We start from the raw sequence: 12,514 nt of genomic DNA, 5'->3' as shown, positions 1-12,514 counted from the left end.
TATGCGGACACGCTGGATCGAATGCGAGCGACCGTGCGTGCCGACAGTCGCCGCGATGAAGGCATCCAGGGCGGCGCGGAGCGCAGCCATTACAGAGCCGACATGCAAGGTTACCATCGTGGTACACCTGGTCGCACATCGTTGTTCACGCGTCGCGTGTCAGGTCCCTCGCCCGGTCGACGTCGGCGTTGATCTGGTCGACGAGCGCCTCGATGGAGTCGAACCTCGTGTTGCCGCGCAGCCGGGCGGCGAACTCCACGGCCACGTGCGTGCCGTACAGCTCCAGGTCGTCGCGGTCGAGCGCGTAGGCCTCCACCGTGCGCGGCACGCCCTCGAAGGTCGGGTTGGTGCCCACCGAGATCGCGGCCGGCCAGCGCACGCCGTCGTAGGCGGCGGGCAGGTTGCCGACCGGGATGCAGCGCAGCCAGCCCGCGTAGACGCCGTCGGCCGGGATGGCCGTGTGCGGCGGCGACTCCACGTTGGCCGTCGGGAAGCCGAGCTGGCGCCCGCGCTGGTAGCCGCGCACGACCACGCCCTCGACCCGGTGCGGGCGGCCGAGCGCCTCGGCCGCCGCGCTGACGTCGCCATCGGCCAGCAGCTCGCGCACGCGCGTGGCCGACACCCCTGCCACCAGCGGCACCACCTCGGTGGTGAAGTCGTGCTTGTCGCCCAGCGTGCGCAGGGTCTCGACGTCGCCGGCGGCCCGGTGGCCGAACCGGAAGTTCTCCCCCGCGACGATCACCGCCGCGCGCAGGTCGTCGACGAGCACCGACTGCGCGAACTCCTCGGGCGTGGTGCGCGACAGGTCGAGGGTGAAGTCGATCACCCGCACCTCGTCGACGCCCAGCTCGCGCAGCAGCAGCGCGCGGTGCGACGGCGTGGTCAGCCGGGGCGGATGGGTGCCGGGACGGACGACCTCGCCGGGATGAGGCTCGAAGCTGATCGCGACGCACCGCAGGCCCAGCTCGCGCGCCAGCGACACCGCGCGCTCCACCACCGCCCGGTGCCCGCGGTGCACGCCGTCGAACACGCCGATCGTGACGACCGATCTTCCAGAATCCGGCACGCCGGGCCTCCTCAACCGTCTTTGCTCATTCAAAGCGTGCCATGCGCGCCGGGATTCCCCCCAATCGAGGGGGCGATAGCATCCGCTGCATGCCTCGATACGCACTGCTGATCCTGCCCGCCTTCAACCGGGTCTACGGCGAGAGCGCCGTGCGCCTGACCAGGAGCGAGCTGGCGGTCTTCGGCACGGCGACCCGGTCGCCGATCTCGGCGATCGAGGAGACCGTCATCGGCGGTGTGCCCTATGTCACCTTCGAGGCGGAGCTCGGCGAGGGCGACGTGGCGCTGCTGTCGAACCTGTCGTCGGTCTACGCCGTCTTCGGCGTCGAGGGCCCGCTGCTGCGGCCCCTGGAGATGCGCCCGCTCGACCGGCTCAGCAGCGACCTGCTGACCATCCAGAAGTACGCGGGCAAGACCAACGAGCACTTCACCAAGCTGCTGCTCAACGTCACCCTGCTCGCCTCGGGGCTGCCCTTCGACGGGCGGCTGTCGGTCTTCGACCCGATGTGCGGGCGCGGCACCACCCTCAACCAGGCGCTCATGTACGGCTACGACGCCTACGGCATGGACGTCGACGCCAAGGACTTCGAGGCCTACACGGTCTTCCTCAGGCGGTGGCTGAAGGACAAGCGGCTCAAGCACACCGCCGAGGTCGTGCCCGTGCGCCGGGAGCGGGCCCTGGTCGGCAAGCGCTTCAACGCCTCGTTCGCGCTGTCGAAGGAGGCGCAGAAGGCCGGAGACGTGCAGCACGTCGCCGTCGTGAACGCCGACACGCTGCGGGCGCGCGAGTTCTTCAAGCCGCGGACCTTCGACCTCATCGTCACCGACGCGCCGTACGGCGTGCAGCACGGCAGCAGGAGCGGTGGCGGCGGGTTGTCGCGCAGCCCGCTGGAGCTCATCGCCAGGGCCGTGCCCGGCTGGGCCGAGGTGCTCAAGCCGGGCGGGGCGCTGGGGATCTCGTGGAACACCTACGGCGGCGGGCGCGACGAGCTGGGCGAGATCCTGGTGAAGCACGGGCTGGTAGTGCGGGAGTACCCCGACTTCGAGCACCGAGTCGACCAGGCGATCGTGCGCGACATCATGGTGGCCGCCAAGCCGGCCCCGTGACCTCAGTGGCCGCCGCAGCAGGTGCCCTGGTCGGCCAGCTCGAAGGGCACCAGGCCGTGCCCGCCGCCCGTGAGCAGCCCAGGCGTCGTCGCCAGCGTGAGCGCGCCGCCCACCCTGGCGGGCCGCAGGTAGCCCAGCGTGTCCACCCTCGCCCCCGGTCCCGGGTCGGCACCGGCGAGCACGGTGACTCTCTCGATCGCCGATCGCCCGACCAGCGCCTCGACGGTCAGCACCCCCGTCAGCTCCTCGGCCCCGTCGAACAGCACCGCCCGGCCACCGCCGAGCCGGTGCGCCTCGACGGCCGCGCCGCTGGGCGAGAAGCCCCGCGGCAGCGGCACGGGACCGGCCGTCTCCAGGCTGAGGTCGACGAACCCGCCGACGAAGTGCGTGCAGGCCAGCCTGACGGCCGGGCGGCCGAGCAGCGCCACGAGTTCGTGGAGCACGTGCTCGGCCCCCGGCAGGTCACGGCGGCCCGTGGACAGGCCGATCAGGTTCATCCGACCGGTCGCACCCAGACGGGGTTGGAGTAGAACCACAGGTCGACCCAGGGGTCGGCGTCGCCCACGACGTCCATCTTGGGACCGGCCGGGTCCACCGAGGCGCCGAGCAGGCCGGCGGCCGAGTGGTTGCCGTCCGTGCCGCGCACCCGCAGGTACATCGGCCGGTCCACGGCGCCCACCGGGTGCACGAAGGTGACCTTGTTCTCGGCGTTCGCCGTCACCTCGAAGGACTTCACGACCCTGGTGGTGGGCGTGGTGAACGCGTCGCGATCGGCCGCCGGGCCGGTCACGTCGCCCTGGATGACGTCCACCCTGGCCAGCTTGGGCACGAACTGCGCCCAGTTCGGGCGGGTGGCCAGGTCGACCTCGACGACCAGCTCGACCTGGCGGCCCTTGCGGACCTCCAGCGTGCCGCCCAGGGTGACGCTCCGGCGCGAGCCCGCCTCGCGCAGCCGTACGTTGAGCCCGGCGATCAGGTGGCCGTGGTCGACCCAGACGCGGCCCGCGCGCAGCGCGTTCATGACCGCCGCGTAGGAGAAGTCCTCCGCGCCGACCGTGGTGCGGCTGTAGTAGCCGGGCCAGAAGTCGCCGGCGGTCAGCGTGGTCGGCTGGCCGTACACCGGGTCGTTGTGGAAGCCGTTGACGTCGAAGTTCGTGCCGGGTCCGCGGGTGGCGGTCTCGCCGTAGACGACGTGCGAGTCGGAGTTGGCGGAGATCGTCCAGGGCAGGCCCTCGGCCAGGAGGCTGTCCCACAGGCCGCCGACGGTGGCGGTCATCCAGTCGAAGCCGCCGAAGGTGCGGTAGCTCTCCAGCGGGTAGCCGGGGAAGGAGGCGGCGCTCGGGCTGCCGGCGTAGAAGCCGCGGCCGCTGCCGGGGCCGAGCGGCTTGGGCATACCCGCCGCCTGGTGGCCGGGCGCGCCCTCGAAGCCGATCGCCACCTTCGGGTCGGCGTCGCGCCAGGCCCTGATCTCGTGCGGCGAGTCGATGCCGCGCCTGGCCGGGTGGTTGGCCAGGAACAGCGCGTCGGGGATGCGCCGGTTGCGTACGGCCTGGCCGAGGAAGGCGATGCCCGCCACCGCCAGTGCCTCGTCCGCCGGGCCGCTGCCCGAGCCCTTGACGGAGCCGTCGTAGGAGTTCTCGAACTCCTTGAGCACCTCGACCTCGCGGCGGCCGGGGTGGACGAAGACGGTGGCGTGCTCGGCGCCCGGGATGTTCCACTCCAGGCCCTGGAAGACGAGCACGTCCCTGTGCTCGGCGCGGGCGGCGACGATGTCGGGGTTGACCTTCTCCACGCCGATCCTGGCGTGCTGCGGCCCGCCGTGGTCGGTGATCACCATCCAGTCCAGGCCGTAGGCGGCGGCGTGGCGGACGTTGTCGATCACCCGGTACATCGCGTCGCCGCTGTACTGGGTGTGGATGTGATGGTCGCCGGAAAGCCACAGGTAGCCGTTGCGCGGCTCGCGGCCGTGGTCGAAGCCGGTGGCCGCGGCGGGCCCGGTGGCGGCCACGGCCGCGCCGGCCGTGGCGGCCACGGTCGCCGCGCCGAGGAGCCCGGCCCTGCGCATCAGCGAGCGCCGGGACAGCTCTCCCGGCTCCAGCTCCTCGTCCTTCACCGACAGGTCGGCGGCGTGATCGTGAGGTAGCTCGTCGTGGTGATGGTGGTGGTGATGCCCGTGACCCATGGGGAGTCCTTCGTGCTCAGAGGGTGCCTGACCGCACCCTCCCGCAAAAGAGAGAACTCCTCATGTCTCGGCGACTACCGCCAGGCGACTAGACGAAGACCGCCAGCGGCCTGGCCATCCGGCCCTGCTCCTCCACCAGCGACAGCAGCTCGCCGTCGGGACCGAACACACCGATAGGCCCCTTGCCCAGCCCCGCCGCGGGCAGCCGGCCGCCGTGCCTGACGACCCGCGCTTCGTCCTCGGTGACGTCGCGCCTGGGGAAGGCGGCGGTCACCGCGTCGCCGATCGGCAGGATGTCGCACTGCTCGGCCAGCTGGTCGATCGTGCGGGCCAGGCCCAGCTCGTAGGGGCCGACCCTGGTACGGCGCAGCGCCGTCAGGTGACCGCCGACCCCGAGGTAGGCGCCCAGGTCTCGGGCGAGCGAACGGATGTAGGTGCCGCTGGAGCAGCGGATCGTGGCGGTGATCGACGGGCCCTCGATCGCGGTGACGTCGAAGGCGTGCACGGTGATCGGCCGGGCCTGCAGCTCGACCTCCTCGCCCGCGCGCGCCCGCTTGTAGGCCCGCTCGCCGTTGACCTTGATGGCGCTCACCTGCGGCGGCACCTGCATGATCTGGCCGGTCAGCGTCTTCACACCCGCCATGATCTGGTCGGCCGTGGCGTCGACCGGCGAGGACGACAACACCTCGCCCTCGGCGTCGTCGGTGTTGGTCGTGACACCGAGCAGGATCGTCGCCTCGTAGACCTTCTCCGTCAGCGCCAGGTGCCCCAGCAGCCGGGTGGCCTTCTCGACGCCCACCACCAGCACGCCGGTGGCCATCGGGTCGAGGGTGCCGGCATGGCCCACGCGGCGCGTGCCGGCGATGCGGCGCATCTTGCCGACCACGTCGTGGGAGGTCCAGCCGGCCGGCTTGTCGACGATGATCAAGCCGCTTGCAGTCATGTGGCCTTCCTCAAAAGGTCGCGGAAGCGTGCCATGGTCTCATCGACCGGCAGGTGCGAGGTGTATCCGGCGGCCTTGGTGTGACCGCCGCCGCCGAGCGCGGTGCAGATGGCGCCCACGTCGACCGAGTTCTTCGCGCGCGTGGAGACCTGCCAGGCGCCGTCGTCGTCCTCCTTGAGCACGACGGCCACCTCCGCCTCGTCGGCGCGGCGCACCACGTCGATGATGCCCTCCACCTCGTCGTACGGCAGGCCGTACTGCTGGCGGTCATGGCGGGTGACGTAGGTCCACACCAGGTCGCCCTCCAGCACCACCCGCTCCAGCACGGCGGCCAGCACCTTCAGGTAGCCGAACGGGGCGCGGTCCCACAACTGGCGCGCGATCTCGTCGGTGCGCAGGCCCGTCGCCACCAGCCGGGCGGCCATCTCGTGAGCGGCCGGAGTGGTGGAGGCATGACGGAAGGAACCGGTGTCGGTGACCAGGCCGACGTACAGGTTGGTGGCCATCTCGCGGTCGAGTGGCACACCCAGGCGGCGGATCAGCTCCTCGGCCAGCACCGCGGTCGCGGCCGCGGCCGGGTCGATGAGACTGAGCGTGCCGAAGCCCGGGTTCGACGGGTGATGGTCGATGACGATCAGCTCGGTGGCCCTCCTGGCGTTGGCGGACAGCAGGCCCAGCCGGTCGAGGGTCGAGGAGTCGAAGGTGATCATCACCTCGGGGCTGTCGGGATAGTCGTCGGGCCTCGAGAGCAGATCCTGGTCGGGCAGGAAGTGCAGCAGCCTGGGCACGGCGAAACGTTTGTCGCCGAAGGACGCCACGACCTTCTTGCCCGTGACGCGCAACGCGCGGGCGCAGGCCAGCATCGAGCCCAGGGCGTCGCCGTCGGGCGAGATGTGGCAGGCCAGGGCGACGACGTCGGCCTCGCCGATCAGCTCCAGGGTGCGTTCCCAGGCGTACTCGGCGATCGCCGTCCCCGGCCGCCCCAGCGACGCGGCCGACGGCATGCCGGGTGACGCGGGGTCGCCCAGCTCCGCCGTACCGGGTGACGGGACGGCGGAGCCTGCCGCGGGCGGCGGGACGGCCGTGCGGTCCTCGGGCTCACTCGCCTGCGAGGTCACGTCGTCCGGCTCTCCGCACCGTCGGAGTCGAACTCGTCCTCGTCCTCGTCGGGCTTCTTGTACGGGTCGGCCTCACCGGCGTAGGAGGCGCTCTCGGCCTGCCGCGCGACCTCCTCGTCCCTGGCCTTCGCCGCGGCGAACAGCTCGTCGAGGGCCCGGGCGTTCTCCGGGATCGGGTCGTGCTTGAAGGCCAGGGTGGGCGTGAAGCGCACCCCGGTCTGCTTGCCGACCTCGGAACGGATGATGCCCTTGGCGCTCTCGAGCGCCGCGGCGCTGTCGGCGCGCTCCGCATCGGAGCCGAACACGGTGTAGAAGACCGTGGCTTCCCGCAGGTCGGCGGTGATGCGAGTGTCGGTGATCGTGACGAACCCCAGCCGCGGGTCCTTGATCCTGCGCTCGAGCATCTCGGCGACGATCTGCTGGATGCGGTCGGCGAGCTTGCGCGCGCGTGCTGCGTCCACCATGGTCAGTCCCCCTAGGTTTTCAGTCTTCGTCGGTGAAGAGACGCTGTCTGGCGGACAGCAACTCTATGTCGGGCCTGTAGGCCACAAGGCGCTCGCACGCCTCCAGAACCTCCTTGCAGTTGCCCGCTGAGGATGAGACCACGGCTACCCCGATTTCCGCCCGTCGATGCAGGTCGAGATGACCTGTCTCGGCGACGGCGACGCCCGGATGGCGGCGCTGCAGCTCGGCGAGGATGGGACGCACCACGGAGCGTTTCTGCTTGAGCGATCTCACGTCGCCCAGCAGCAGGTCCAGGGTCAAGGCACCTACGTACATCGTTGGCAACCACCGCTTGGCTGAGGAGTGTCACGTGAGCCGCGGGCTCGCGGTGGGAGAGCCCTCTGCGGCACACTGCCGCGCCCGTCGGGCGCTAGGCAATCGTTTTTCCGGTACGGCGAGCCGTACCGGAAAACGGTAAGCACGGGTGGGACGCCCGGCGGGACGTATCCCACCGGGCGGCCTCAGCGAGCGCTAGTCGCGCGGCTTCTCCCGCATCTCGAAGGTCTCGATGACGTCGCCTTCCTTCAGGTCGCCGTAACCGATGCCGATACCGCACTCGAAGCCCTCGCGGACCTCGGTGACGTCGTCCTTCTCCCGCCGCAGCGAGGTGACGGTGAGGTTGTCGGAGATGACAACGCCGTCGCGGATGAGCCGGGCCTTGCTGTTGCGCACGATCTTGCCGGAGCGGACCATCGAACCGGCGATGTTGCCGATCTTCGGGACCTTGAAGATGGCGCGGATCTCGGCGGTGCCGAGCTGCGCCTCTTCGTACTCGGGCTTGAGCATGCCCTTGAGCGCCGCCTCGATCTCCTCGATCGCCTGGTAGATGACCGAGTAGTAGCGGATGTCGACGCCCTCGCGCTCCGCCAGGTCGCGGGCGCGCGGCTCGGGACGGACGTTGAAGCCGATGATGACGGCGTTCTCGTCGGCCATGGCCAGGTTGACGTCGTACTCGGTGATCGCACCGACGGCGCGGTGCAGGACACGGAGCCTGACCTCGTCGCCGACGTCGATCTTGAGCAGGGCGTCTTCCAGGGCCTCGACCGAACCGGACACGTCACCCTTGATGATGAGCTTGAGCTCGTCGACGCGGCCCTTCTCGAGGTCGCTGAAGAGCTCCTCGAGGGTGCGGCGGCGCGAGGACTTGGCCATGTCGGCGCTGCGCTTGCGAGCAGCACGCTGCTGGGCGATCTGGCGAGCCATGCGGTCGTCGGTCACAACGATGAAGTTGTCACCGGCGCTCGGCACGGCCGTCAGACCCATGACCAGGACCGGACGCGACGGGTCGGCCTCTTCGACGTTCTCGCCGTTGTCGTCGAGCAGCGCGCGGACGCGGCCGTAGGCCTCGCCACACACGATCGAGTCGCCGACGCGGAGCGTGCCGCGCTGGACCAGGACGGTCGCGACGGGGCCGCGGCCCTTGTCGAGGTGCGCCTCGATGGCGATGCCCTGGGCGTCCATCGACGGGTTGGCCCGCAGGTCGAGCTCGGCGTCGGCGGTCAGCAGGATCGCCTCGAGGAGGTTCTCGATGCCGATGCCCTCACGCGCGGAGATGTCGACGAACATCGTGGTGCCGCCGTACTCCTCGGCCACCAGACCGTACTCGGTGAGCTGGGCACGGACCTTGTTCGGGTCTGCGCCCTCCTTGTCGATCTTGTTGACCGCGACCACGATCGGCACGTCGGCCGCCTGGGCGTGGTTGAGAGCCTCGATCGTCTGCGGCTTCACACCGTCGTCGGCCGCGACCACCAGGACGGCGATGTCGGTCGCCTTCGCACCACGAGCACGCATGGCGGTGAACGCCTCGTGACCCGGGGTGTCGATGAAGGTGATCTTCCGGTCTTCGTCCTCGTGCACGGTCGACACCTGGTAGGCGCCGATGTGCTGGGTGATGCCGCCGGCCTCGCGCGCCACCACGTTGGTCTTGCGGATGGCGTCGAGCAGGCGGGTCTTACCGTGGTCGACGTGACCCATGACGGTCACGACCGGCGGACGCGCGGCCAGGTCGCCCTCGTCGCCCTCGTCCTCGCCGAACTCGATGTCGAAGGCCCCGAGCAGCTCGCGGTCCTCCTCCTCCGGGCTGACGACCTGGATGACGTAGTCGAGCTCGGCGCCCAGCAGCTGGAGCGTCTCCTCGTTGACCGCCTGGGTGGCCGTCACCATCTCGCCGAGGTGCAGCATGATCTGCACCAGCGAGGCGGGGTTGGCGCCGATGCGGTCGGCGAAGTCGGACAGCGAGGCGCCACGCGGCAGGCGCAGCGTCGAGCCGTTGCCACGGGGAACCTGCACGCCGCCGATCGACGGCGCCGACATGTTGTCGAACTCTTGACGCCGCTGGCGCTTGGACTTGCGGCCACGGGTCGGACGCCCACCAGGACGGCCGAACGCACCCGCGGTGCCTCCACCACGGCCGCGGCCGCCGGGACCGGGACGGCCACCGCCGCCACCGAAACCGCCGCCACCACCGGGAGCGCCACCGCCGCCGGGACGGCCACCGCCGCCACCGGGACGAGCGGCGAAGCCGCCGCCGCCACCCGGACGACCGGCGCCACCGCCGGGACCACCCGGACGGCCACCGCCGCCACCGGGACGGCCGCCGGGACCACCACCGGGACGGCCTCCGCCGCCACCGCCGGGACCGGCAGGGCGACCCTGCGGCATCATCATCGGGTTGGGACGCGGACCACCGGGACGGGGACCGCCGGGACCACCGGAGCCACCGCCGGGACGCGGGCCACCGGCACCGGGGCCGGGACGCGGACCACCCGCACCGGCCGGACCCGGACGCGGGCCGCCCTGCGGACGCGGCATGCCGCCGTCGCGCGGAGCGCCGCCCTCACGGGGGCCGCCGGGACGCGGGCCACGGTCGCCACGATCGCCGCCGGGGCGGGGACCACGGTCGTCACCGGGACGTCCGCCGGGACGCGGGCCACGGGACTGCTGACCCATGCCGCTCGCGTTCGAGGAGAACGGGTTGTTGCCAGGACGCGGGCCACGCGGACCCGGCTTGGGACCGCCAGGGCCAGGACGCGGACCGCGGTCGCCGCCAGGGCGCTGACCGGAGGGCGCGTTGCCGGACGGAGCACCCGCCGACGGACCACCGGCCGACGACTCCGGCCGCGGGCCGGGACGCGGGCCCGGCTTGGGACCGCCGGCACCGGGGCGCGGGCCGCGGTCGCCGCCGCTGGGCGCCTCGAAGCGGGTCTGCGGAGCCTCGGGACGAGGCGCCTGCGGAGCAGCGGGCGGAGCCTCGAACCGCGGCGCCTCGGGGCGCGGCGCGGCAGGCTGCGGCTGCTGCTGCTGAGGACTGGGGGCCGACGGGCGAGGCGCCGCCGGACCAGGACGCGGACCCGGCTTGGGCGCCGGCCGCGGAGTGGACGTCTCGGAGACGCCGTTGCCCGCGCGGCTTTCCGCCTGCGCGGGTGCGGACGGCCTCGGACCCGACGGCGCTGCGCCGCCGCGGCCGGAGCCACCCCTAGCTGAGCCGCCCTTCTGGACGCCCAGAGCTTCCGTGAGCCTGCGGACGACCGGCGCCTCGATGGTCGAGCTCGCCGAACGGACGAACTCCCCCATCTCCTGGAGCTTGGCCATGACGACCTTGCTCTCTACGCCGAACTCCTTAGCGAGCTCGTATACCCGGACCTTCGCCACTGCACTCCCTTACTCGGCCCGGGAGGCTGGCTGTGCCGTCCAGGCCGTCGTTACGTTGACGTCTTCATCGCCGCGTGCTCATCAGGCGCTCATAGCAATCTGACTCCGCCCCTTAATCCGGCGTCCTACATGACATTTCTGACTCCTTCTCGAGGTGTGCCCGCACCTGCGTGACATCGACCGGACCCTGCACACGGAAAGCGCGCGGGAACGCTCGGCGTCGTTCGGCGAGCTCCAGACAACTCAGGCGGGGGTGCAGCGAAGCGCCCCTGCCCGGAAGTCGTCCCCGCTGGTCGGGGATGACGTGATCCCCTACCAGCACCAGGCGAAGAAGCTCTGACTTGGCTTCGCGGACCCGACAACCCACGCACGTGCGTTGTGGACCCGCGAGTTGGCCAACATGGCCACCATATTCCAGCTTACCGTGTCGACGCATCTACGGAACCGGCGGCATCCTCTGCCTGCGCGTCAGACCTGATGTCGATCTTCCATCCGGTCAGGCGCGCGGCCAGCCGCGCGTTCTGCCCCTCCTTGCCGATGGCGAGGGACAGCTGGTAGTCGGGCACGGTCACCCTGGCCACCCGAGCAGCGGCGTCGACCACCTCGACATGGGAAACACGAGCGGGCGAGAGGGCATTCCCCACGAACTCCGCCGGGTCCTCCGACCAGTCGATGATGTCGATCTTCTCGCCGTGCAACTCCGTCATCACGTTGCGCACCCGCGAACCCATCGGCCCGATGCACGCGCCCTTGGCGTTGACGCCCTGCTTTCGTGACCGAACTGCGATCTTCGTCCGGTGGCCGGCCTCGCGCGCGATGGCGGCGATCTCGACCGTGCCGTCGAGGATCTCGGGGACCTCGAGCGCGAAAAGCTTCTTCACCAGACCGGGATGGGTGCGCGAGACCGTCACCGACGGACCCTTGTGACCCTTCTTCACCTGGATCACGAAGGCCTTGATGCGCTCGCCGTGGCCGTACTCCTCGCCGGGCACCTGCTCGTTGGCAGGCATGATCGCCTCGATGCGGCCCAGGTCGATCAGGACCACCTTCGGGTCGCGACCCTGCTGGATGACGCCCGAGACCAGCTCGCCCTCGCGGCTGGCGAACTCGCCGAAGTTGACCTCGTCCTCCGCGTCGCGCAGCTGCTGGAGGATCACCTGCTTGGCCGTCGTGGCCGCGATGCGGCTGAAGTTGTTGGGTGTGTCTTCGTACTCGCGCACGATCTCGCCGTCGTCGTCGAGCTCGGCGGCGAAGATGGTCACGTGACCGCTCTGCCGGTCGAGCTCGGCGCGCGCCTTCTGCGCCGCACCCTCGGTGCGGAAGTAGGCGATCAGCAAAGCGTCCTCGATCGCCTTCACGACCAGGTCGAAGGAGATGTCCTTCTCGCGTTCGAGGCTGCGCAGGACACTCATGTCAATGTCCACGAGGCTCCCCCTTAGCCCTCATCGTCGTCTTCGAAGTCGTCTTCGTCATCGAAACGACGGAATTCCACCTGCACCCGTCCTTGGGCCAGGTCCTGAAAGTCGATGCGGCGCTCGTCGTTCTCCAGGGAGAGGACGACGCCGGTCTCGTCGGCCGCCATGATGCGGCCCTCCACCACGCTGCCGTCGCGCAACTCCGCCTTGACCAGCCGCTTGGCCGCGCGGCGCCAGTGGCGCGGCTCGGTGAGCGGACGGTCGACGCCGGGCGAGGAGACCTCGAGAGTGTACGGCTGGCTGCCCATCCGGTCATCGTCGTCGAGCGCCGCGGAGACGGCGTTGCTGACTTCGGCCACGTCGTCGAGCGACACGCCTCCGTCGCGGTCGACGATCACCCTGAGCACTCTGCGCTTGCCCGCGCTGGTGACGCTCACGTCCTCCAGGTCGAGGCCCTCCGCCGCGACAACAGGCTCCAGCAGCTTCATCAGGTGGTCGCGGGATGCGGCACTACCCATGTCGACCTCCC

At 70.9% G+C, this 12,514-nt stretch carries 12 protein-coding genes; 1 reads left to right on the top strand and 11 read right to left on the bottom strand.

The annotated features are described in order from the left end of the window. Window positions 1–145: 145 nt before the first annotated feature. Window positions 146–1,066, bottom strand: a complete 921-nt coding sequence (locus ACIBH1_RS39705; RefSeq protein ID WP_397319223.1) for a bifunctional riboflavin kinase/FAD synthetase — start codon at window positions 1,064–1,066, stop codon at window positions 146–148. Between the two features lie 89 nt (window positions 1,067–1,155). Here ACIBH1_RS39705 and ACIBH1_RS39700 point away from each other — a divergent pair, with 89 nt between their 5' ends. Beyond that, a complete protein-coding gene (locus ACIBH1_RS39700) occupies window positions 1,156–2,172 on the top strand; it encodes a TRM11 family SAM-dependent methyltransferase (protein WP_397319222.1) in 1,017 nt (338 codons plus the stop codon). A 2-nt stretch (window positions 2,173–2,174) separates the two neighbouring features. Here the strand turns inward: ACIBH1_RS39700 and ACIBH1_RS39695 are convergent, their stop codons facing one another. The 10 genes from ACIBH1_RS39695 to rimP form a co-directional block, all read right to left on the bottom strand. Beyond that, window positions 2,175–2,669 carry a hypothetical protein gene (locus tag ACIBH1_RS39695; protein WP_397319221.1) on the bottom strand — a complete coding sequence of 165 codons (495 nt, stop codon included), beginning with the start codon at window positions 2,667–2,669 and terminating at the stop codon, window positions 2,175–2,177. After that, complete coding sequence (locus ACIBH1_RS39690) at window positions 2,666–4,354, bottom strand: PHP domain-containing protein (RefSeq protein ID WP_397319220.1); 1,689 nt, start codon at window positions 4,352–4,354, stop codon at window positions 2,666–2,668. The genes ACIBH1_RS39695 and ACIBH1_RS39690 overlap by 4 nt, the downstream gene beginning before the upstream one ends. Before the next feature lie 88 nt (window positions 4,355–4,442). Next, entirely contained in the window at window positions 4,443–5,297 is an 855-nt protein-coding gene (truB, locus tag ACIBH1_RS39685) for a tRNA pseudouridine(55) synthase TruB (RefSeq protein WP_397319219.1), read from the bottom strand. After that, window positions 5,294–6,415: a bifunctional oligoribonuclease/PAP phosphatase NrnA gene (locus ACIBH1_RS39680; protein WP_397319218.1), complete on the bottom strand. Its 1,122-nt coding sequence runs from the start codon at window positions 6,413–6,415 to the stop codon at window positions 5,294–5,296. Before ACIBH1_RS39680 ends, truB begins: the two co-directional genes overlap by 4 nt. Then, a complete protein-coding gene (gene rbfA, locus ACIBH1_RS39675) occupies window positions 6,412–6,879 on the bottom strand; it encodes a 30S ribosome-binding factor RbfA (protein WP_397319217.1) in 468 nt (155 codons plus the stop codon). The genes ACIBH1_RS39680 and rbfA overlap by 4 nt, the downstream gene beginning before the upstream one ends. A gap of 19 nt (window positions 6,880–6,898) precedes the next feature. Next, on the bottom strand, window positions 6,899–7,195 hold the full coding sequence (locus tag ACIBH1_RS39670) for a DUF503 domain-containing protein (protein ID WP_397319216.1): 297 nt from the start codon (window positions 7,193–7,195) through the stop codon (window positions 6,899–6,901). A gap of 195 nt (window positions 7,196–7,390) precedes the next feature. After that, window positions 7,391–10,570 (bottom strand): translation initiation factor IF-2, encoded by a 3,180-nt coding sequence (infB, locus tag ACIBH1_RS39665; RefSeq protein ID WP_397319215.1) that lies wholly within the window; start codon window positions 10,568–10,570, stop codon window positions 7,391–7,393. A gap of 112 nt (window positions 10,571–10,682) precedes the next feature. Next, window positions 10,683–11,006 carry a YlxR family protein gene (locus ACIBH1_RS39660; protein ID WP_397319214.1) on the bottom strand — a complete coding sequence of 108 codons (324 nt, stop codon included), beginning with the start codon at window positions 11,004–11,006 and terminating at the stop codon, window positions 10,683–10,685. After that, complete coding sequence (gene nusA / locus ACIBH1_RS39655) at window positions 10,990–11,982, bottom strand: transcription termination factor NusA (protein ID WP_181607276.1); 993 nt, start codon at window positions 11,980–11,982, stop codon at window positions 10,990–10,992. The genes ACIBH1_RS39660 and nusA overlap by 17 nt, the downstream gene beginning before the upstream one ends. A 23-nt stretch (window positions 11,983–12,005) precedes the next feature. Continuing rightward, window positions 12,006–12,503, bottom strand: a complete 498-nt coding sequence (rimP, locus tag ACIBH1_RS39650; RefSeq protein ID WP_397319213.1) for a ribosome maturation factor RimP — start codon at window positions 12,501–12,503, stop codon at window positions 12,006–12,008. Window positions 12,504–12,514 lie beyond the last annotated feature (11 nt).

Source organism: Nonomuraea sp. NPDC050663, from assembly GCF_044456985.1.
Classification (GTDB): Bacteria; Actinomycetota; Actinomycetes; order Streptosporangiales; family Streptosporangiaceae; genus Nonomuraea.
This window is presented reverse-complemented; position numbering and strand designations above follow the sequence as displayed.

Excerpts from the sequence above, each read along its gene's own strand:
- rimP (WP_397319213.1), bottom strand. The coding sequence starts at position 12,503 with ATGGGTAGTGCCGCATCCCGCGACCACCTGATGAAGCTGCTGGAGCCT.
- ACIBH1_RS39670 (WP_397319216.1), bottom strand. The coding sequence starts at position 7,195 with ATGTACGTAGGTGCCTTGACCCTGGACCTGCTGCTGGGCGACGTGAGA.
- ACIBH1_RS39690 (WP_397319220.1), bottom strand. The coding sequence starts at position 4,354 with ATGGGTCACGGGCATCACCACCACCATCACCACGACGAGCTACCTCAC.
- ACIBH1_RS39695 (WP_397319221.1), bottom strand. The coding sequence starts at position 2,669 with ATGAACCTGATCGGCCTGTCCACGGGCCGCCGTGACCTGCCGGGGGCC.
- truB (WP_397319219.1), bottom strand. The coding sequence starts at position 5,297 with ATGACTGCAAGCGGCTTGATCATCGTCGACAAGCCGGCCGGCTGGACC.
- ACIBH1_RS39660 (WP_397319214.1), bottom strand. The coding sequence starts at position 11,006 with ATGCGTCGACACGGTAAGCTGGAATATGGTGGCCATGTTGGCCAACTC.
- rbfA (WP_397319217.1), bottom strand. The coding sequence starts at position 6,879 with ATGGTGGACGCAGCACGCGCGCGCAAGCTCGCCGACCGCATCCAGCAG.
- ACIBH1_RS39700 (WP_397319222.1), top strand. The coding sequence starts at position 1,156 with ATGCCTCGATACGCACTGCTGATCCTGCCCGCCTTCAACCGGGTCTAC.
- nusA (WP_181607276.1), bottom strand. The coding sequence starts at position 11,982 with ATGAGTGTCCTGCGCAGCCTCGAACGCGAGAAGGACATCTCCTTCGAC.